Below are 19,264 nucleotides of genomic sequence, written 5' to 3'. Positions count from 1 at the left end.
GGTTGATTGCTGGTGGAGAACCCCAATGCTACATCGAATTTTATTCGCAATATTATTGTGAATGATCTGGAAGAAGGCCGGGTAGACAAAATCGTGACCCGGTTCCCGCCCGAGCCGAACGGATATTTGCATATCGGGCATGCGAAGTCGATTTGCCTGAATTTCGAGCTGGCCCGAGAGTTCAAGGGCCGCGTGCATCTTCGCTTCGATGATACGAATCCGCTCAAGGAGGATACGGAATTCGTCGAATCGATTAAGGAGGATGTCCGCTGGCTCGGCTTCGATTGGGATGGGCTCTATTTCGCCTCTGATTATTTTGACGAGATGTATAAGCGCGCCGTCCTGCTCATCAAGAAGGGCAAAGCCTTCGTCTGCGACCTGAACGCCGACGAGATACGGGAGATGCGGGGCACGCTGACCGAACCGGGCAAGAACAGCCCGTACCGCGATCGCTCGATCGAGGAGAATCTGGATTTATTCGAACGGATGAAGAACGGCGAATTCCAAAATGGGGAGAAGGTGCTGCGCGCCAAGATTGACATGGCCTCCCCGAATATCAACCTCCGCGATCCGGTTATCTACCGCATTGCGCATGCGACGCATCATAACACCGGCGACCAATGGTGCATTTATCCGATGTACGCATTCGCCCATCCGCTGGAGGATGCGATCGAAGGCATTACCCATTCCATCTGCACGCTCGAATTCGAGGATCAGCGGCCGCTGTATGACTGGGTCGTGCAGGAATGCGAGATGGAGGCTACGCCGCATCAATACGAATTCGCGCGCCTCAATATGACGAACACGGTCATGAGCAAGCGGAAGCTGAAGCTGCTCGTGGACGAGGGGATCGTGGACGGCTGGGACGACCCGCGGATGCCGACCATTTCCGGCTTGCGCCGCCGCGGCTTCACGCCGGAATCGATTCGGACGTTCTGCCGGGAGATCGGCGTGACGAAAGGGAACAGCACCGTCGATTCCAAGTATCTCGATCATTTTATCCGCGAAGATTTGAAGCTGAAGGCGCCGCGCACGATGGGCGTGCTCAAGCCGCTGAAGGTCGTCATTACGAACTATCCGGAAGGCCAGATCGAATGGCTGGACGCGGAAATCAATCCGGAGAATCCGGAGATGGGAATTCGCCAGATTCCGTTCTCGCGCGAGATTTACATCGAGCAGGACGACTTCATGGAAAATCCGCCAAGCAAATATTTCCGCTTGTTCCCGGGCAATGAAGTCCGCTTGAAGCATGCATACTTCATCAAGTGCAACGAAGTGATCAAGGACAGCGACGGCCAGGTGGTCGAGGTGCGCTGCACGTATGATCCGGAGACGAAGAGCGGCAGCGGCTTCACCGGCCGCAAGGTCAAGGGAACGATTCACTGGGTCGAGGCTTCCCAGGCGGTTCCGGCGGAATTCCGGCTGTATGAGCCGCTCATTCTCGACGAGACGGAGGATGAAGGCGACACGACGTTCCTCGATCGGGTCAACCCGTCTTCCCTGGTCGTGGAGCAGGGCTTCGTGGAGCCGAATATGAAGGATGTCGCAGGCCATGACAAGTATCAATTTTTCCGCCACGGCTATTTCAATGCGGACCCGAAATATACGAATAACGGACGTATCGTTTTCAATCTTATCGTATCGTTGAAGAGCTCTTTCGAGCTGCCGAAGAAGTAACTTCGAACGGGATGAGCCTCCCAAGAGCCGTTGGAGCTGCTATTGTTAGGATTGTACAGCAAGCGTAATGGCGGGAGGGCCAGGCGGTGGAGTCGAAGGAGACACGCTGAGGAAAGGGTGGCTGTCATGAAAAACAAAGTCATTCTATTGACGTCGGATCGTATCGGCGCCGAAGAGAACGGGCTTGGCCCGTCCGTGCTGGAGACCTTCCTGACGCTGTTGAAGCAGCAGGAAGAGCTTCCGGCCGCGATTTTCTGCATGAATCGGGGTGTGCTTGCACTGACCTCCAAGTCGATGGCCTCGCTGCAGTTGGCCGATTTGGCGAAGGCGGGAGTGCCTGTGCTCGCCTGCAAGACATGCGTAGATCATTACGGCATTGCGGATGAGCTGGAGGCGGGAGAGATTTCAAGCATGGGCGAATTCGTCCAGCTCGCCTCCCGGCATGAAGTGATGACGTTAGGTTAATTTTGGCTGCGAGCACCATTATGCTGGCCACACATGAATAGCGCGAAGCGGCTGCACCTGGGCTGCACCTGCCATGTATTGCTGGTTGCAGCCGTTGCATGAACCGGGTTCCTTGGGGACCCGGTTTTTTGCCGTGGGGGTGAAGCGCTCCATGCAACGGGTGGCGGATAGGGCAGCTCATACCTCCGTTATCTGGTATTTAATCTCATTATTAGTTAATAAGGTTGATGGTAAACAGCAATAAATCCTGCAACTATGCAGCTTTCCTTCCCTTGAGGGGTACAATTTGAACCATTCCTGCACAGCTGCATCATTTTCCTCATATTATCCCCATTGGAAGCTGGAACGGGTGAAATTGATGTATGAATGCAGCAAATCCCCTTCCATCGAGCGAAAATCGGGAAAAATCCTGCACTTTTGCAGGATTGGTCCGGGGCTCGTAATAAACAAGTCCCGCCGTTCATATGTATAACCAATTTAATGCGAGGATGGGGGAATAGGGTGACGGTCGGGGTCCGCTTCATTAAGGCAGCGGCATTTTACTTTGCGGCGGGGGTATTGGCCGGATTGATCGCCGGGGCGACCAATCAGTTCCAATATACGTCGCTGCATGCGCATCTGAATCTGCTGGGCTGGGTGTCACTGGCGATCAGCGGATTGATCTATGCGCGCTTTCCGCAAGCCGGCGACAGCACGCTCGGGACGGTTCATTTCTGGCTGCACAAATATCGGCTTGCCGATTTTTCTGGCCGGCCTTGCTCTCGCGGCCAATGGGGTAGACGCCGCTACGGCATTGCTGATCGGCGGGGGAATCATTTCCGTGCTGGAACTCCCAGCGTCAGGAGCAGCAGCGCGGCCACCAGGCCGGTGCGATCCTTGCCTGCCGTACAGTGGAACAGCAGCGGAGCGCCGTTCTCGGCCAGTAAATGATCGAAGATGCCGCGAAGTCCTGCCGTCGAGTGGACGAGCGAGCGGTTCATGTCGACGAGCAGTTGACCCGGCTTGCTTGCCGGCGGTCTGCCTTGATCCGAGACGTCCCCCGGCTGGCGAATGACGTCCTTGCCAAGCATCTCGACGAGCGGGATATGGGTAAGGACGGCGGGCGCAAGCGGCGGAGACGGCATGGCCGCCACTTCGTCGCTGTCCCGCAGATCGCAGATCTGGCGCAGGTGCAGCGAATCCAGGTAGTCGAGATCATCCGGAGTCAGATCCGATAATTCCGGAGATCGGTAGAGCCTGCCCCACTGGACATACCGTCCTTCTGCCGTCCGGTATCCGCCCAGATCGCGGAAGTTGGAGACGCCCGCGAGCGGAAGCACGCGCTCGGCTGTCGTCAACAGATATTGTCCATTTTGGCATAGATGATAGTAGCTTCTGCGGCCCGGCGCCGGATCGGGGAAGGAGACCTCCTGTCCCGGCACTATGGTGGCCGCGAAGGCAGACTGCTCCGGATCATATTGGGAGCGAGGACTGGAGTACAGGGTCAGGGGGCCCGTCCCCCATCCTCCTTCATCGGCAAGCAGGAAGCAGAGCCTGCCGGATGACTTGGACCGGTGGATGGCGGCGGTCTCCAGCGGGGGATGGTTCATGGCAACGCAGCCGCTCCTCTCTCTACAATCGGATTGCGATGGATACGGACGAGGCGGCGACCTCCTCCGCCGTCACTTCCCGGCCGAGCGCGCTGGACATATAGATGCCCTCGCTGATAAGCATCGTGCTCGAAGCCAGTTCCGCCGTCGGCAGGAGGGGAACGATCCCGCTCAGCGCGGCAACCCAGTGTCCCTGCGACGAATCATAAGCCCACTCGTTCGGGTTGAGCAGATGGCGGCGCCGGTCCATCGCATTCAGGTCGATCACGGTGTCGAGGTCCAGGTCGAGCATCGTGCTATGGTACGTGAACGGTTGAATATGGTCCCCCTTGCGGGCCGGCATGCGGATGCCGCCCTCGGAGCCGACGATGCTGCTGCCTTCAAATCCGCCAAGGTGGATCGCCCAAGCCTCGATGATATCGAGCGTGATCCCGCCTTCGAACTTGATCAGGCCGACCCCCAGTTCTTCCACATCGAACTTGCTCATCTCCCTCCGGTCCGGCAGCATATCCATCTCCTGATAGGTCTGGCCGCTAATGCGGGTCACCGCTGGGAGACCGAGCAGATAGAGAATCTGGGAGATATGGTACACTCCCATATCGTAGAGGGCGCCCCCCGAGGCGGTGGCCTTCTGCGTGAACGCCGTCGTGCCGTACCCGTCGACGAATGGGCGGCCGCGGCGGCGGAAGCCGGTCGATCGCGCATGATACAGCTTGCCGAGCTTGCCGCCGTCGATCAGGGTTTTGGCGGCCTTCGTCTCCTTGCTGTACAGGGTGGCCAACTGGATATGCAGCATCCTGCCTGTGGCCCGGGCCGCTTCCAGCATCGCGGCGCCATCCCGGTAGGAACCGGCAATCGGCTTCTCGCAATAGACATGCTTGCCAGCTTCCATGGCCGCGATCGACACCGGGGCGTGGAAGTTGTTGTGCAGGCATACATCGACCGCTTCGATGTCATCCCGCTTCAGCAGCTCGCGGAAATCGGTGTACACATAGGGAATCTGGTTCGCCTCCGCGACCCGGCGCGCCTCCGCTTCATTAATATCGCAAATGGCGACGATGTCGGCGCCGCCCACCCGATGATATTCGTTCAGGTGATGCTTCCCAATCTGGCCTGCTCCAATGATCGCGATACGTCTTTGTTCCATCGAATCTGCCTCCTGGTGTTCCTGAATTCATGCGAATAGAATCGGCGTGCTCCCGTTCGGCGCGGAGCTTCCGTGCTCTCCCCGGCGTTATGCTTCCGGCTGGCTGTCCGGCCCGGTCTCCTGGAGGAGCGCGCGAAGCCGCGCCAGCGCCTCTTCGATGGCCGCGAGCTGATTGGCCGGCGCATTGTACTCGACGGCCCAGTACCCGTCGTACCCGGCCTGAACCAGGTTCGACAGCCGCATCGCGGCATTCGGGGCCTGAAGCGTCCGCCAGTCGACATGCGTATGGCGCACCCAGCGGGCAACCTCGATATCGCCCTCCCAGATGAAGGATTCATTCTCATCCGTCATCAGCTTGGCGTTCACGATCGGCTTATTCTTCGCCTGCCAGCGTCCCAGATGAAGCAGGATGCCGTACTGGGGATGATCGACGGCTTCGGAGATGCGCGCGAGCGCTTCCGGACGCAGGGCGAAGCCGGTATGATTCTCCGGGCCGACCCAATAGCCGCCGTCTGCGGCCCGGTCCGCGTAGGAACGGTAGCGGCCGGCGATATATTCCAGGGCCTCGTCGCTTATCTGATCGCCGCCATGCAGCACCGCATCGATCCGGACGGACTTCGCGCCCAGAATCTCGGCCGCGCGAAGATGGGCGAGCGCATTCTGATGCAGCGCCTCGCGAATTTCCGGGTCCGGATCCCAGAGGTGAGCCGTATCGACGGCGATGTTGACCAGCGTCATCTCCCGTTCGTCCAGCGCCTGACGAATGCGGCGCAGATGATCGTCATCCGCCACCTTCCAGACCGGACGGGATGTATCGGCAAAGAAAGCGTTCCAGAAGTCAACGGCATGAAGCCCAAAGCGTTCATGCACCGTGCGGATATAACTGAAGATATCCATTTTGCCTTCCACGCGCATCGTGTTGAATGAGAAGCCTCCAATGGATAGTTTCATGGCTTTCCTCCTTGAAATGGGGGGTAAAATCGGAAGCGTTCGCTTCGCGTTCCAGCAACCTTCCCGGCGTTGAAAACGGAATGTTAGTGAACAAGTTATAAGCGCTTTATTTTCCAATCCGAGCGTAGCAGATTATGAAAAAGGGAACAATTCGGCTATACCGTCATATTGATACCGTTTTCAGAACAGATTGCGCATCCTGCTCGCGCTAACGCCCGATTCTGAAGGTTTACTTCAATTCAGGTTGGAGTTGTCAATGATGTGAATCACATCAAAACGGGCGTTATCGGCAGATTGAGTTCTTCGCCGTACAGGTTGCAATTACGCGGATTCGACCAAGGAGAAAACAGCAAAGAAACACCCGCCTGGATGGATCATCGCAGGCAGGTGTTTCAGGGGAAGGGAATAAGGGGTAAAGCTGGTTATCGATTTAGAGCACCCGCTTGGCGCCGACGTAGGTGCGGCTGGACCAAGCGGAGGACAAGCTGGATATCGTAACGCGGCCGGCGGAACCGGAAGAAGCGTTGATATATTTGTTGTCACCGATGTAAATGCCGACATGAGAAATCGTCTTGCCGTCGCCCGCGAAAAAGACGAGATCGCCAGGCTGCGGGCTGCTCACTTTCGAGCCCAAAGCGCTGTACATGGCGCGGGACGTGCGCGGCAGCTCGATACCATGCTTGCGGAAGACGTAGCCCACATAGCCGGAGCAGTCGAAGCCGCTCGGCGTCGTTCCGCCCCATACATAAGGAACGCCCAGGTAGCTGCGGGCCGTGTTCAGGATCGCGGCGGCCTTGTTCTCGGACGCTCGGGCCGAAGCGGTTTGTACCTCTCCCCGGCTCCGATTGATGCGAGGGATGTCCTTCATCTGTTCCGCGTCCCATGTAAAGCTCAATTCAAGCTGATCCAGCAGAAAGCGAAAAGGCACGTATGTACTGTCGTTATAGGACATCGGGGCACTGCCCATGCTCACCGTATTGCCGTTCACCTCGGCTTTGGAGCTGTTGGACTTCATCCGGATCGTGTTCGTGCCATTTGACATTTCAATCGTCTGCGCGCCTTTGTCATCGGCTTGCCAGTTCAGTTCATAGCCCAATTGCTCGGCTACCGTGCGCAGAGGAACATGCATGTTCTGCGCTTCATCTATAATGGGAATAATATTATTTGTAAATTGCAAATTTTCACCGTTAACTTGGAATGTAATCTGCTTCGTAGCTGCGGCGGCTTGGGCAGTCGCATGAGTCCATGCGCTGTCTGCCAACAGCATGCATCCGAATACGGCGCCAGCCACAAGGGCAGATCGGATGGCGGTCTTCACGGCATCTCCTCCTTCATTGTTAAAACTGTAAATGGGTTACTAAAAAATCGACAAAACTAGCCTAACATAGGTTACAAAATGATTACAATAGTCTGCGGGAATCATAATTACAAAACTGTAACCTTTTCGGAGAGGCGCTTTTTTTCGCTTTGCAGAGCCATTTTGGAGCGAAACAAGGCTTAATGCAGTATTATCGGAAGCTGCTATGGAAATGAAAGGGACGTCGAAGAAAAGGAATCAATTTCCTGGAGGTTTAATGAGTTTTCTCTGCGGAGGCTCGGCAGGACAAGTCTTGGCGTCAAGCAAGGCTTTTTTGAAAAGGAGGCATGACATTTGCAAGTTATAGTCAAACGAATGGAGCCGCATCGCCAGGTTGGGAACGTTCGTTCCCAAAACATTGCGATTGTGCAGGAGGGCGAGCAAGAGCGGGGCGTTAGGCCTGGGGAACTATGGTTGATGGCGCTTGCATCCGACGTTGGAGCGGAGATGGAGCGCTACGCGGAGGAACGGGGATGGGCGTTGTCCGCCCTGCAGATTGAAGCGCAGGATGAGCGGAACGGCGAAGGCGCCATCATGGATATCAAGCTGTATGTGAGCGCAGAAGGCTTGACCGCCCCGCAGCGGGGAGAGATGTTCGGCGCGGTTCGGCCGCGGTGCAGGCTGCTTCGGGCCGTCCATCCGAATCTGGAAATTTATTTTGCGGACCGTCTGGTGCAGGATTGAACCGTACGGTTGGCATCGGCAGGCTGCTTTCGATAGCGGAAGCGGCCTGTTCGCGATCGTCTTATTCAGGACAGGGAAGATATATCCGATGAAGAGAAAGATGGCTCGCAACCGTAAGGGAAATCATGGAATATGGGGGTGAGGTATATTACAATAAATGCGGTGTCATGAGAGGCATCGGGTCATCCATTAGAAAAAGAAATTAAGGGAGAACGAGGGGAATGGAGTGTCGAACAGACGATGAGAACGATATTGGTCGCAGATGATGACGAGCATATCCGCGAGATGATAGGTTTGTTTTTGCGCAATGAAGGCTTCCGGGTGCTGGAGGCGGAGGACGGGGAGCAGGCGCTCCGGCTGATGGAGACGGATCCGGCCGATCTGGTTATCCTCGATATTATGATGCCCGTAATGGACGGCTGGCAGCTCTGCAGCGAGCTGCGGTCGCAGTACCCTGATCTTCCGCTGTTCATGGTCACGGCCAAGGGAGAGTCCGGCCAAAAGGTAAAGGGCTTCCGTCTCGGCACGGACGATTATATAACAAAGCCGTTCGATCCGATGGAACTGGTGATGCGGGTAAAGGCGCTGCTGCGTCGCTACAAGATCGTGTACGAGCAGATTATCCGCCTCGGCAGCTTGAAGCTGGACCGGAACAGCTACAAGGTCTATGCGGATGACCCGTCCACGGGGACGACGCTGCCGCTCAAGGAGTTCGAGCTGCTGTTCAAGCTCGCGAGCCATCCGGGGCAGATTTTGACCCGGGAACAGTTGATCCGCGACATTTGGGGCATCGATTATGAGGGGGAGGAACGGACCGTCGATGTCCATATCAAGCGTCTGCGCGAGCGCTTCGCCGGCCACGCGCACGAGTTCCGCATCGAGACTGCCCGCAGTCTCGGGTACCGGCTGGAGGTCTGCTCATGATGAGGACGCTGTACGTCCGGGTTGTGCTCACCTTTTTATTCGCCGTAATCGCAGGCATTATCGTCGCATTTGCCGCTTCCGGCTTTTTTTTCGAGAGAGAGATGAGAGAGATTGTCTATCAGGACCTGACCCAGCTCGGCAATGATATGGTCCGGCTGTATCAGCAGGTGCCCGAAGCGGAGTTCCGCGATTATCTGGATTCCTTGAAATCATTCGAATGGATACAGGTTCATGTCTTCGACAGCAAGAGCAACGCGATCGTGCGGCATACCCTCGCCGGACGTCCGCCGGAGTCGATTGCGGCACAGGTGGTGAAGGATGTGCTGTCCGGGAGGCCGTATCACAGCACGGAGCCGGAGAGCTCCGAGCCCATCATCGGCATCTCCTTTCTGAAGGAGGGAGAGCCGCATGCTCTCTTCTTGCGAATGAAGTATGGCGACAATAAACTTATCAACCGGCTGATTCTGTTCACGCTTGCCGTGGTGCTGGCGGCCGGGAGCCTCTGCTTTCTCGTCGCCGCCCGCTATGTCGTGCGGCCGATCAAGAAGATGACCGAGGCGACGAAGCGCATGGCGAAGGGGGATTTCAGCACGAAGCTGAGCTTCCGGCGGAAGGACGAGATCGGCGTCCTCGCCGCCAGCTTCAACCATATGGCGCAGGAGCTCGGCCAGATGGAACAGATGCGGCAGGATTTCGTCTCCAGCGTGTCGCATGAGATTCAGTCGCCGCTTACTTCGATTTACGGCTTCTCCAAGGCGCTTCGCAACCGCGTCATCCCCGAGACGGATCAGGAGCGCTACCTGGAAATTATGATGACGGAATGCGAACGCTTGTCGCGCCTCAGCGACAATCTGCTGCAGCTCGCCTCGCTCGATTCGGAGCATCATCCGTTCGCGCCGCGCATCTACCGGCTCGACGAGCAGCTTCGCCAAGTCATCGTCGCCGCCGAGCCGCAAAGGGCCGACAAGACGCTGCGCCTGGAGGAGCGGCTCGAAGACGTCACGATCGAAGCCGATGAGGATCTCCTGAGCCTCGTCTGGACGAATCTCCTCGGCAATGCGATCAAGTTCACGCCGGAGAACGGCAGGATTACCGTCAGCCTTGCGCGTCAGGACGGCAAAGCGCTCGTCATCATTGCCGACAACGGCATCGGCATCGCGGAGGAGGACCGGGCGCGCGTGTTCGAGCGCTTTTACAAGGCGGACAAGGCTCGCAGGCGCAATGCGGGCGGCAGCGGCCTCGGCCTGGCCATCGTGAAAAAGGTCGTCACTCTGCATCACGGGACGATCCGAATCGACAGCGAGCCCGGCCAGGGGACGACCGTGAGCGTGACGCTTCCGATCCGGCGCCATCCGTAAATACACGTCAAGCCACTTGCACCTTCCAGGTGCAGGCGGCTTTTTTTATTTTCATCAGTTCATACTCCGTTCATATTTCGCTGCTATCTTGGATTCGTTCGTTGCGGTAGCGCAGAGAAAAAGGAGGGGAGAGATAGACAACGATGAATTCGCTTGTTCAATTTTCGATGAAACAGGTGGCGGCCGTCATCATCCTGTGCTGCATGCTGTTCGGGGGCGGGATCTATGCCGCGACCAGCCTCAAGGTGGACAACATGCCTGATATTTCATTGCCTATCGTCATGGTCACCGTTCCCTATCCGGGTTCGCCGCAGGATGTCATGGAAGACGTCACCAAGCCGCTGGAGAAGAAAATTAGCGCGATGGAGAATGTGAAGACGATCGAGTCCACTTCGAGCGATCAGATGGCGACCATTATCGTGACATTCGAGGAAGGTGCGGACCCGGATCGGAAAAAGGCGGACATGGAGAGCCTGTTCCAGGAGACGGAGCTGCCGTCGGAAGCGGGACGCCCCAAAGTATCGACATTCGGCGTCTCGTCCATCCCTACATACTATCTCGCCATTCAGGCGGGGGAAGGAATGGAGCAGACGGAGCTGGAGCATCATTTCGAGCAAGTGATCCGGCCCGGATTCCAGGCGATGCCGGGGCTCGATCATATGGATGTCATCGGCGAGCGCAAGACGGAGGTGGCGATCCGGCTGTCCCCGGAGCTGCTGCGAGTGAACGGGCTCACGCCGGCGCAAGTGTCCGAGGCGGTCCAGAGCGCGATGGCTGCCGGCCCGGCGGGGACTGTGGAGCTGGACGGCAACACGCTGCTCGCCCGGATGGACAACGGCCTGCGCAGCATCTCGCAGCTGGAGGCGATCCCGCTGGCGGCACCGGACGGAAGCCAGCTAACGGTGGGCAGTCTCGGAAGCGTGGCGGAGATACGCGAATCGGCGTTCGCGGCCCGCATGGACGATCGGCCTGCTATCGGGGTCCTGCTGTATAAGACCGGGAGCGCGAACGCCGTTCAATTCACGGACCAGGCCGATGACTTGATGGAGCGGTGGACCTCCGAATTGAAGGGGATTACGTTCAAGCAGGTGTACAATTACGCGGATGAAGTGAAGCAGTCGATTGGCGGACTGCTGCGCGAAGGAATGGTCGGCGCCGTGCTGGCTTCGCTCATGATTCTGGTGTTTCTGCGCAACATGCGGATGACGCTGATTGTGCTCGTGTCGATTCCGCTGTCCGTCCTGATCGCGCTGCTGATGATGAAGTGGCTCGATATTTCCTTGAACATCATGACGCTGGGCGGCATGTTCATCGCTATCGGCCGCGTCGTCGACGACAGCATCGTCGTTATCGAAAATATTTACAGCAAGCTGGAGCAGGCGGCCCGCAAGGAGGAGTCGGTCATCCTGCTCGCGACGAAGGAAGTGGCGAATGCCATTACGTCGTCCACGCTGACGACGGTAGGGGTGTTTGCGCCCATCGGTCTGATCAGCGGGCCTGCCGGGCAATTGTTCCGCCCGTTCGCGGTGACGCTGTCCTGCGCCATCCTGGCCTCGCTCGCCGTCGCGCTGACCGTCATTCCGATGCTGGCCAAATTGCTCGTGCTCCGCAGCGCCAACGCCAAGGCTCATGTGGAGCCGGGGCCGTCCGCCTTCACGGAGGGGTACCGGCGCATCCTGGAATGGTCGCTGCGCCATCGTTGGAAGACCTTGGGGGCATCGGCGCTGCTCTTTGTCGTCACGATGGTTGCGCTCGTGCCGCAGTTGTCCTTCACCTTCATGCCGGAAGGGAATCCGCCGCGCCAGTTTTATTTTACGGTGAAGCTGCCTTACGAGACGGCGCTCAAGACGACGGATGCCGTCGTCAAGGATATGGAGGCGAAGCTGCGGTCGGCGTCGGACAAGGCGGGACGTCCACTGTTCACCTTCGTCGAGGCCTTGGTCGGCTACGGGGGCGATCCGAACGCGATTCCGTATATGGCCCAGATCTATACCGAGGTGAATGAAGATGCCGACGTCGAGCAGGTGAAGCGGGAGTATAAGGAATCGCTCCTGTCCCTTGTCCCGGCCGGAAGCGAGATTGATACGCGCACCTTGTCGGGCGATTCGGGAGGAGGCGAGGATTTCTCCTACGTGCTGAAGGGAGAGGACAGCGGAAAGCTGCGCCAGGCCGCGGCCGTCATCAAGGAAGCCGCGCTGGGCTACCCGGAGCTGACGGAGGTCAAGGACTCGTTGAGCGAAGCTTCCTCCGAGGTGACGATTCGGCTGGACCCGCACAAGGCGCTTCAGGCGGGGGTATCCCCGGCTGCCGTCCAGCATTCGCTTCGCACCTGGCTGTTCGAGCAGAAGCTGGGCGAATACCGGTTCGATGAAGGCCTGCGCGCGCTGACCATCCAGACGGGAGAGAACGGAAGGCAGGATCTGGAGGGGGTCGGCAATATCCTGATGGAGACGGGGAACGGCGGCATGGTTCGCGTCGCCGACGTTGCGGATGTGACCCGGGAGCTGGCTCCCGCCTCGATCAAGCGGGTAAATGAAGAGCAGGTCGTCACGGTGACGGCCAAAATTATCGGCAAAAACAAGGGGGGCATCAGCGCCGATATCGCCGCTGAACTGGATCAGATCGAGCTCCCGGAAGGCGTGAGCCGTTCCGTGGGCGGCATCAGCGAGAACATCGGGGACAGCTTCGGCCAGTTGTTCGTCGCAATGGGCGCTGCCATCGGCGTCGTCTACCTCATTATGGTCTTGACCTTCGGCAATGCCAGCGCGCCGTTCTCGATTCTGTTCTCGCTCCCGTTCGCCGCGATCGGCGGCGTGTTCGGCCTGTTCGTGACGAACGAATCGCTGAACATTACCTCGCTAATCGGGTTCATGATGCTGATCGGCATTGTCGTCACCAATGCCATTGTCTTTATCGATAAGGCGCAGCAGCTGCGCAAGGCGGGCTTTGCGGTGCGGGAAGCGCTGGTGGAGGCCGGGGTGTCGCGCCTGCGGCCGATCATCATGACGGCCGGAGCTACCATCGTGGCGCTGCTGCCGCTCGCTTTTGGATTCGGGCATGGCACGCTGATATCGAGAGGGCTGGCCGTCGTCGTCATCGGCGGACTGACCGTATCCACGCTGCTGACTCTCTTGGTCGTGCCTGTTATGTATGACCTGATCGGACGTGGGAAGCGCAGTCAAGTTCATGTCTTGCCGGCCGCCGCGCCGGAGCAAGCGGAAGGAAAGGGGATGTAACGAATGAGACAGAGCAAGAAGAGCCGGCGCAAGCGCGGGCTCGGCATGATGGCCGGCATCGCCGCCTGCGCCGTGCTGCTGGCGGCCTGCGCCGGCCAGCCGGAGAATGGGGCGGCGCCTGCGGATGCGAAGCAAGCGGCTCCGCTCGTGAAGACAGCCGTCGTGAAGCGCGAGAAGATCGGCATGCCGGCCGAGCTGATTGCCGAGATCGCGCCTTCCGTCTCCATGGACGTCATGGCGAAGGGGAGCGGCGAGGTGACCGCCGTCCTGAAGAAGCGAGGCGATCGCGTGAAGCGCGGAGAGGTTATCGCCCGGCTGGATGACACCGCCGCCCATATGAAAAAGAAGCGGGCGGAGCTTGCTATCCGCAGCGCCGAGAATCTTTTGGAGCAGACGGAGGAGAAGGAGCGGATAGGCAAAGAAGAGGTGAAGCAGAGCATTGAGAAGCTGGAGCGGGAGATGGAGCAGCAGACGAAGGAACTGAACCGCCTCAAAAACGGATATGACGAAGGCACGGTAGAGAAGGCCGCCGTCGATCAGGCCGAGCTGCAGCTGAAAAATTCGGAGATTGATCTCGGCGTGTGGAAGATGAAGCTGGAGGCGGCGGACAATAGCGATTCGAAGGCCACCGCCCGCCAACAGCTCGATACGGCGAAGCTGGAGCTTCTGGAGGCGGGGATGGCTATCGAGGAGGCCCGGATCGCCGCGCCGTCAGACGGCATCCTGACCGAATGGACTCCGCAGCCTGGCATGATGCTGAACCAAGGGGGGACGATCGGCAGGATCGTGCAGCTTGATCCGGTCCTTGTCCGGGCCAAGCTTCCGGAAGACCTGCTGCCCCTGGTGGAAGGGAAGAGCTCGCTTGCCTTTTATGTATCCGATCGCCCCGGCCAGACCTATAAGGGCTCGCTCGCCTATCTGTCCGAGGTCATGGATACGCGCACCCGAACCTATGATGTCGAGCTGCGGGCCGCGAACGGCAAAGGGGAACTTAAGCCCGGCATGAAGGTGCGCATTCGGCTGGAGACGGAAGCGGAGCGGCTCGTGCCGGCCGTTCCGGCCAGCGCGATCCTCCGTGAGGAGAGCAAGACGTTCGTCTTTGTCTATAAGGACGGCAAGGCGGTGCGGCAGGAAGTCGAGCTCGGCCCGCTGCAGGGCACGCTCTATGCCGTGCCGGATGGACTGAAGGAAGGAGATACCGTCATCGTGACGGGACAGCATCGGCTGAAGGAGAATGAGCCGGTATCGGTGGAGCCGCCATCCGCCAAGCCGCAGCAGCCAGAGAAGGGGGATAACCAATGAAGCCGAAGACGAAGCGGAGCTTGAAGCGAATCACGGCCGTGGCATGGGCGGTCAGTCTGCTGGCCATGGCGATAACCGGGGCGGTTCCGGTGCCGGGACTGTCCGGCACGGCGGAAGCGAAGGAGCAGAAGAGCGGCAAGGCAGCGCCCTCGCGGGCTTCGATCCAGACGGATGCGGCCGCCTTCATGAAGTCCGCCCACGGTATCGAGATCGCGGTGGAGCGGGTCATCTACGGGCAGCAGGACAACGGGCGCCAGGTGGCCGCCGTGTTCCAGCTGAAGAATAGTTCCGGGAAGCGGGTCCGTATCCCGGACTATGAGCTGGCCGTCCGGATGGCGTCCGGGGCGGAAGCCGCCATGGAGCCGAGCGCCGGAAGCCCGCGCTTCCTCATGCCGGGCCAGACCGTGGAGTGGCGCTGGATGAGCCGGACGCTGGCGGAGGAATCCGCTCCGGTGCGGTTCATCTGGAAGAAGACGGATCGGGAGGTGTATCCGGCGAAGGCGACCAATCTCGGCGGAATGCCCATCCGGGACGTATGGGAGAACGACTACAGCCCGATTACCGATCCGGAGAAGGTGAAGCCTTGGGGGCAGCCGTTTCAATTGAATGGTCCTGCCGGCGCCTCGATGCTCATCTTCACCCCGATAAGCATCGTGAAGAGCTCGGGCAAGCCGGAACAGACGACGGAACGGGCGCGAGAGAAGCTGGATACGGTCCATATCGTGACCTTGCGGGTAGAGAACCGGAATAATATTAGCGAGAAGCTCCCCGAGTTCACCTTGACCGCATGGTCGGATACCGCCATCTATGACGGGAAGCGGCTCGGCCAGCCGGCTCCGCCCGTCCTCAAGCCGGGCGAAGCGGTTCAGCTCCGCTATGCCGTCGAGACGGGAGCGAACCGGGAGATTACCATGCTGCGGGTGCTGACGCCGGAGACGTTCCTGCCGCCCGACGCGTCTGATCCGGCTCAGGCGGTAACCTATCAGGTCGGGCGCATTCAGATTGCCGTGCCAAGGCAGGCGGAGGCCTCCGTCCCGCCGATCGATTATAAGCTCCGAACGCCGATGAAGTTCTCTTCCGGTTCGGATCTGTTCCCGAAGGGGCTGAGTATGTCCATCGAGGAAGACACGATGCTGGCGAACAAGGAGGCCGGCTTCACTGCGCTGCTCCTCCGGTTCAAGCTGGAGAACAAGAGCGGCTCGTCCATCATCCCGCCGCCGTTCCATGCGGAGCTTGAGGGCGCGGACGGGACGCGGTATGGCGGGGAGCGAATCGGCACGCCGGCGGCCGAACCGAAGGCGCTCATCCCGAACGCCTCCGTCGTCGAGTCGCATCTGTTTATTCTTCCGGAAGGCGAGACGGGCAAGGATCTGCTCCTGCATCTCGTCGACAACCGGGAAGAGAAGGGGTACCCTGTCGTCATGGACACGTTCCGCTTCTCGACGACGCTGGACAACACCTCCGATCTCATCTACGACATGTATCCGTTCCGCATCAAGATCGACAATTGGGATGGCAAGTGGATCCGGGACATGAATCCGATGACGCAATCGGACTCCTCCTCCTACGACCTGGAGCTCAGGCTCAATATCGATCGGGCGCGGCAGGTGATGGCCGATGCGAATCTGTCCCGCATCCGGCTGGAGCTGACGGATCACGGCGGCCGCGTGCTGGGAACAAAGCAGTTCTCGCTGGTCGAAGAGCCGCGGCTGACGGACGGAGTGCAGCATATCTACTTCGAGAATATCGATTTGGCGAGCGTCAAATATCCGGTGATGGTCAATTTCTACGAGTCGCTGGATACCCCGTACGGTCCGGTCAAGCGGTTCCTGGGCCGGGTCATCCGGAGTTAGCGGCGAGAACCACTCAAACAAATGCAAAAGCATGGCCAAGGCTGCAGAACCTGAGAAGGTTTTGCAGCCTTTTTGAATGAGGAGAACGGGGCGATCATCTTTATCCATGGCAGCGGCATGAAAAAAAGAGTGTATTCTAGTAAAATGGTTTAGTAAAATAGTTAATAATGCAATCCATAAATGTTAATCATGCAGTCAGGAGGAGGAGGGAGCCGGAAAAAAATCGGGTTTTTGGATAAAACAAGTGCTGTAGGAGGGAAAGCGGCTTGAAGAGCAGATTGAAGGAAATTGCGGAGCTTGCGGATGTCTCGGTCGCAACCGTGTCCAACGTATTGAATGGCCGTAAAAATGTAGGACAAGCGACCCGGGAGCGAGTGCTGAAAATATGCATGGAGAAGGGCTATTATTCAAGCTCTTCGAACAAGGCGGTGAGCAGCAGCACCGTAATGTTCATTTTCAGTGATTTTGATCGGGAATATTACTTGCAGATTATTAAAGGAATTAACCATTGTCTGACGGAGAATGGCTATGATTTGGTTATTTGCACAAATAAGTCCAGTCAAAAATTTATGCGCAATAACTTCGCCTGCGGGATCATTTGCCTTGATCGCCATATGAGCGACGACGTCCTGATCGAATATGCGAAGCCCCATTTCCCGGTCGTGTTGATGGATCGGATGATCACCCACGATTACGCGAATACGAAAAGCGTCGTCGTCGATAATTATCCCGTCATGTGCGAGATGGTTCAGGGGCTTGTGGACAAGGGCTACAGGCGGTTCGGCTATATCGGCGGGGTCGACTTCACGCTGGACCACAAGGAACGCTTTGCGGCCTTCAAGGATACGCTTCATCACAATGGCCTGACCTTCGATTCGCGTCATTATTTCCATGGCGATTACAGCGAGACGAGCGGGTACCAGGCGGCGAAGCTTATTATTCTCAGCAATGAACTGCCGGAAGTGCTCGTCTGCGCGAATGACCATATGGCGCTCGGCGCGTTCAAGGCCTTCGAGGAAAATAAAATCAAGGTTCCCGAAGACATTGCGGTGACAGGCTTCGACAACACCGACGCAGCGATGATGGCGGGGCTGACGACAATCGCGATTCCGCGGTATGAATGCGGTTACTTGGCGGCAAAGGAGCTGCTTGCGATGATACGCGGCCAGGCGAATCGTGAGCCCGTGAAGCTCAATGCAACGATTCAATGGAGAAAAACAACGAAATAGGTAAAAATATATCATTATTTTACTTGGTCAAGAGTTAAAGTTTATCTAATAACGAATAAAAACATCGGATTATTTCACTTATTTTTTATTGCATTCACACAAAATATCCGTTAAGATGGGTTTGAAAGCGCTTAACTACGAAGTATTCATCTTGATCGGGGAGGCGTAAAAAATGAGTAAGAGAAAATACATTACGCGCACGCTTAGCTTGCTGACCGTGCTGGCCGTGATAACGGCGCTTGTAGGTTGCGGCGGCGGATCGGACAGCAAAAATGCAAATCCTTCCACGGATTCTTCGGGGCAGGAGAAGCTGAAGAAGATTACCATTTTCCAATCCAAGGTTGAGATCGCGGAGCAATTAGAGAAATTGGCTCAGAAATATACAGAGGAAACCGGCAATGAGGCGGAAGTATGGGGCGCTGCCGGCGATAACTATATCACGCAGCTGCAGGCGAAGTTGACCAGCAATCAAGGGCCGTCCATCTTCAGCATCGGGCCGGGCACGGAAGCAGAGAAGTTCAAGTCGTACTTCTATGATATGAGCAATGAAGGATATGCCAAGAATGTAGCGCCGAACATGGCGTTAGAGACCGACGGCAAGGTGACGGGCATTCCGTATGGCGTCGAAGGCTACGGCCTGGTGTATAACAAGGATCTCGTCAATCCTTCCGACGTGACGGACCTGGATTCCTTCACCAAGACGCTGGAAAAGTTCAAGAACGAGAACATCAACGGTCTTGCGCTTTCTCAAGAGGCGTACTTCCTGATCGGCCATATCATTAATACGCCGTTCGCCTTGCAGGCCGATCCGGTCGACTACATTAATAAGCTGAACAAAGGCGAAGTGAAGATGGCCGACACGAAGGAGTTCCAGGAGTTCGCGAAGTTCATGGATGCCATCAAGGCCTACGCGAAAAATCCGATGGAAATCAAGTACGATACGCAAATGGGTGACTTTGCGACCGGCAAGACAGCGATGGTGCATCAAGGCAACTGGAGCTTCTCGATGCTGAAGGACTTCGGCGACTTCGGCTCCAACATCGGAATGATGCCGCTTCCGATCAACGGCAACAAGAAGCTGACGGTAGGCGTGGCAAGCTACTGGGCCATTAACGGGACGGCGGATGCCGATGAAATCAAAGCCGCAAACGCTTTCCTGGATTGGCTCTTCAATAGCGAGACCGGCAAGAAAACGATTGTGGAGGATTTCCAATTCATTCCGGCCATGACGAATATCGAAGCAGGCAGCATGGACCCATTGTCTCAAGCGGTATATGAAGCCACTCAGAGCGGGGAGACGTTAATGACGGCGCACACCTACTTCCCGGCCGGCATCATTACCAATGACCTTACGCCGGTAGCCCAGGAATTCTTCTTGAGCAAGGAGATGACAGGAGAGCAGTTCCTCCAGAAGCTGGATGAGGTCTGGGCCAAGGCGGCCAAATAACCGGATACACAGCTTGAAGACAAAAAGCCTAACCCATGGGTTTAC

Annotated in this window: 14 protein-coding genes; 10 read left to right on the top strand and 4 right to left on the bottom strand. The window is 57.6% G+C overall.

Annotated features, from left to right (window positions below; all coding sequences use genetic code 11):
- The first annotated feature begins 12 nt into the window (after positions 1-12).
- Together ABD76_RS06585 and ABD76_RS06580 are read left to right on the top strand one after the other, a co-directional pair.
- Positions 13-1,677, top strand: a complete 1,665-nt coding sequence (locus ABD76_RS06585; RefSeq protein ID WP_197255334.1) for a glutamine--tRNA ligase/YqeY domain fusion protein — start codon at positions 13-15, stop codon at positions 1,675-1,677.
- A gap of 126 nt (positions 1,678-1,803) precedes the next feature.
- Positions 1,804-2,142: a DsrE family protein gene (locus ABD76_RS06580; protein WP_197255331.1), complete on the top strand. Its 339-nt coding sequence runs from the start codon at positions 1,804-1,806 to the stop codon at positions 2,140-2,142.
- Between the two features lie 812 nt (positions 2,143-2,954).
- Here the strand turns inward: ABD76_RS06580 and ABD76_RS06575 are convergent.
- The 4 genes from ABD76_RS06575 to ABD76_RS06560 form a co-directional block, all read right to left on the bottom strand.
- The gene (locus tag ABD76_RS06575) at positions 2,955-3,731 is read right to left on the bottom strand and encodes a tyrosine-protein phosphatase (RefSeq protein ID WP_242069416.1); all 777 of its coding nucleotides are present in this window, start codon (positions 3,729-3,731) and stop codon (positions 2,955-2,957) included.
- 22 nt (positions 3,732-3,753) lie between these two features.
- Positions 3,754-4,878, bottom strand: coding sequence for a Gfo/Idh/MocA family protein (locus ABD76_RS06570; protein ID WP_197255329.1), 1,125 nt, complete (start codon positions 4,876-4,878; stop codon positions 3,754-3,756).
- 87 nt (positions 4,879-4,965) lie between these two features.
- On the bottom strand, positions 4,966-5,829 hold the full coding sequence (locus ABD76_RS06565; protein ID WP_197255327.1) for a sugar phosphate isomerase/epimerase family protein: 864 nt from the start codon (positions 5,827-5,829) through the stop codon (positions 4,966-4,968).
- 430 nt (positions 5,830-6,259) lie between these two features.
- On the bottom strand, positions 6,260-7,147 hold the full coding sequence (locus ABD76_RS06560) for an NlpC/P60 family protein (protein ID WP_197255325.1): 888 nt from the start codon (positions 7,145-7,147) through the stop codon (positions 6,260-6,262).
- Between the two features lie 333 nt (positions 7,148-7,480).
- Here ABD76_RS06560 and ABD76_RS06555 point away from each other — a divergent pair, with 333 nt between their 5' ends.
- The 8 genes from ABD76_RS06555 to ABD76_RS06520 all read left to right on the top strand — a co-directional run bounded on the left by ABD76_RS06555 (position 7,481) and on the right by ABD76_RS06520 (position 19,219).
- Positions 7,481-7,870: an OsmC family protein gene (locus ABD76_RS06555; protein WP_197255323.1), complete on the top strand. Its 390-nt coding sequence runs from the start codon at positions 7,481-7,483 to the stop codon at positions 7,868-7,870.
- 240 nt (positions 7,871-8,110) lie between these two features.
- On the top strand, positions 8,111-8,794 hold the full coding sequence (locus tag ABD76_RS06550) for a response regulator transcription factor (RefSeq protein WP_197255321.1): 684 nt from the start codon (positions 8,111-8,113) through the stop codon (positions 8,792-8,794).
- Positions 8,791-10,152: a sensor histidine kinase gene (locus ABD76_RS06545; protein WP_242069415.1), complete on the top strand. Its 1,362-nt coding sequence runs from the start codon at positions 8,791-8,793 to the stop codon at positions 10,150-10,152. Before ABD76_RS06550 ends, ABD76_RS06545 begins: the two co-directional genes overlap by 4 nt.
- Positions 10,153-10,295: 143 nt before the next feature.
- Complete coding sequence (locus ABD76_RS06540; protein WP_197255319.1) at positions 10,296-13,388, top strand: efflux RND transporter permease subunit; 3,093 nt, start codon at positions 10,296-10,298, stop codon at positions 13,386-13,388.
- 3 nt (positions 13,389-13,391) lie between these two features.
- A complete protein-coding gene (locus ABD76_RS06535; RefSeq protein ID WP_197255317.1) occupies positions 13,392-14,690 on the top strand; it encodes an efflux RND transporter periplasmic adaptor subunit in 1,299 nt (432 codons plus the stop codon).
- Positions 14,687-16,543, top strand: coding sequence for a hypothetical protein (locus ABD76_RS06530; RefSeq protein WP_197255315.1), 1,857 nt, complete (start codon positions 14,687-14,689; stop codon positions 16,541-16,543). The genes ABD76_RS06535 and ABD76_RS06530 overlap by 4 nt, the downstream gene beginning before the upstream one ends.
- A 266-nt stretch (positions 16,544-16,809) precedes the next feature.
- Positions 16,810-17,772, top strand: a complete 963-nt coding sequence (locus ABD76_RS06525; RefSeq protein ID WP_197255313.1) for a LacI family DNA-binding transcriptional regulator — start codon at positions 16,810-16,812, stop codon at positions 17,770-17,772.
- A 172-nt stretch (positions 17,773-17,944) separates the two neighbouring features.
- Positions 17,945-19,219 (top strand): ABC transporter substrate-binding protein, encoded by a 1,275-nt coding sequence (locus tag ABD76_RS06520; RefSeq protein ID WP_197255311.1) that lies wholly within the window; start codon positions 17,945-17,947, stop codon positions 19,217-19,219.
- The last annotated feature ends 45 nt before the right edge of the window (positions 19,220-19,264 follow it).

The organism is Paenibacillus dendritiformis, assembly GCF_015845845.1.
Taxonomy (GTDB): domain Bacteria; phylum Bacillota; class Bacilli; order Paenibacillales; family Paenibacillaceae; genus Paenibacillus_B; species Paenibacillus_B dendritiformis_C.
This window is presented reverse-complemented; position numbering and strand designations above follow the sequence as displayed.

Excerpts from the sequence above, each read along its gene's own strand:
- ABD76_RS06580 (WP_197255331.1), top strand. The coding sequence starts at position 1,804 with ATGAAAAACAAAGTCATTCTATTGACGTCGGATCGTATCGGCGCCGAA.
- ABD76_RS06575 (WP_242069416.1), bottom strand. The coding sequence starts at position 3,731 with ATGAACCATCCCCCGCTGGAGACCGCCGCCATCCACCGGTCCAAGTCA.
- ABD76_RS06570 (WP_197255329.1), bottom strand. The coding sequence starts at position 4,878 with ATGGAACAAAGACGTATCGCGATCATTGGAGCAGGCCAGATTGGGAAG.
- ABD76_RS06565 (WP_197255327.1), bottom strand. The coding sequence starts at position 5,829 with ATGAAACTATCCATTGGAGGCTTCTCATTCAACACGATGCGCGTGGAA.
- ABD76_RS06550 (WP_197255321.1), top strand. The coding sequence starts at position 8,111 with ATGAGAACGATATTGGTCGCAGATGATGACGAGCATATCCGCGAGATG.
- ABD76_RS06545 (WP_242069415.1), top strand. The coding sequence starts at position 8,791 with ATGATGAGGACGCTGTACGTCCGGGTTGTGCTCACCTTTTTATTCGCC.
- ABD76_RS06540 (WP_197255319.1), top strand. The coding sequence starts at position 10,296 with ATGAATTCGCTTGTTCAATTTTCGATGAAACAGGTGGCGGCCGTCATC.
- ABD76_RS06535 (WP_197255317.1), top strand. The coding sequence starts at position 13,392 with ATGAGACAGAGCAAGAAGAGCCGGCGCAAGCGCGGGCTCGGCATGATG.
- ABD76_RS06530 (WP_197255315.1), top strand. The coding sequence starts at position 14,687 with ATGAAGCCGAAGACGAAGCGGAGCTTGAAGCGAATCACGGCCGTGGCA.
- ABD76_RS06520 (WP_197255311.1), top strand. The coding sequence starts at position 17,945 with ATGAGTAAGAGAAAATACATTACGCGCACGCTTAGCTTGCTGACCGTG.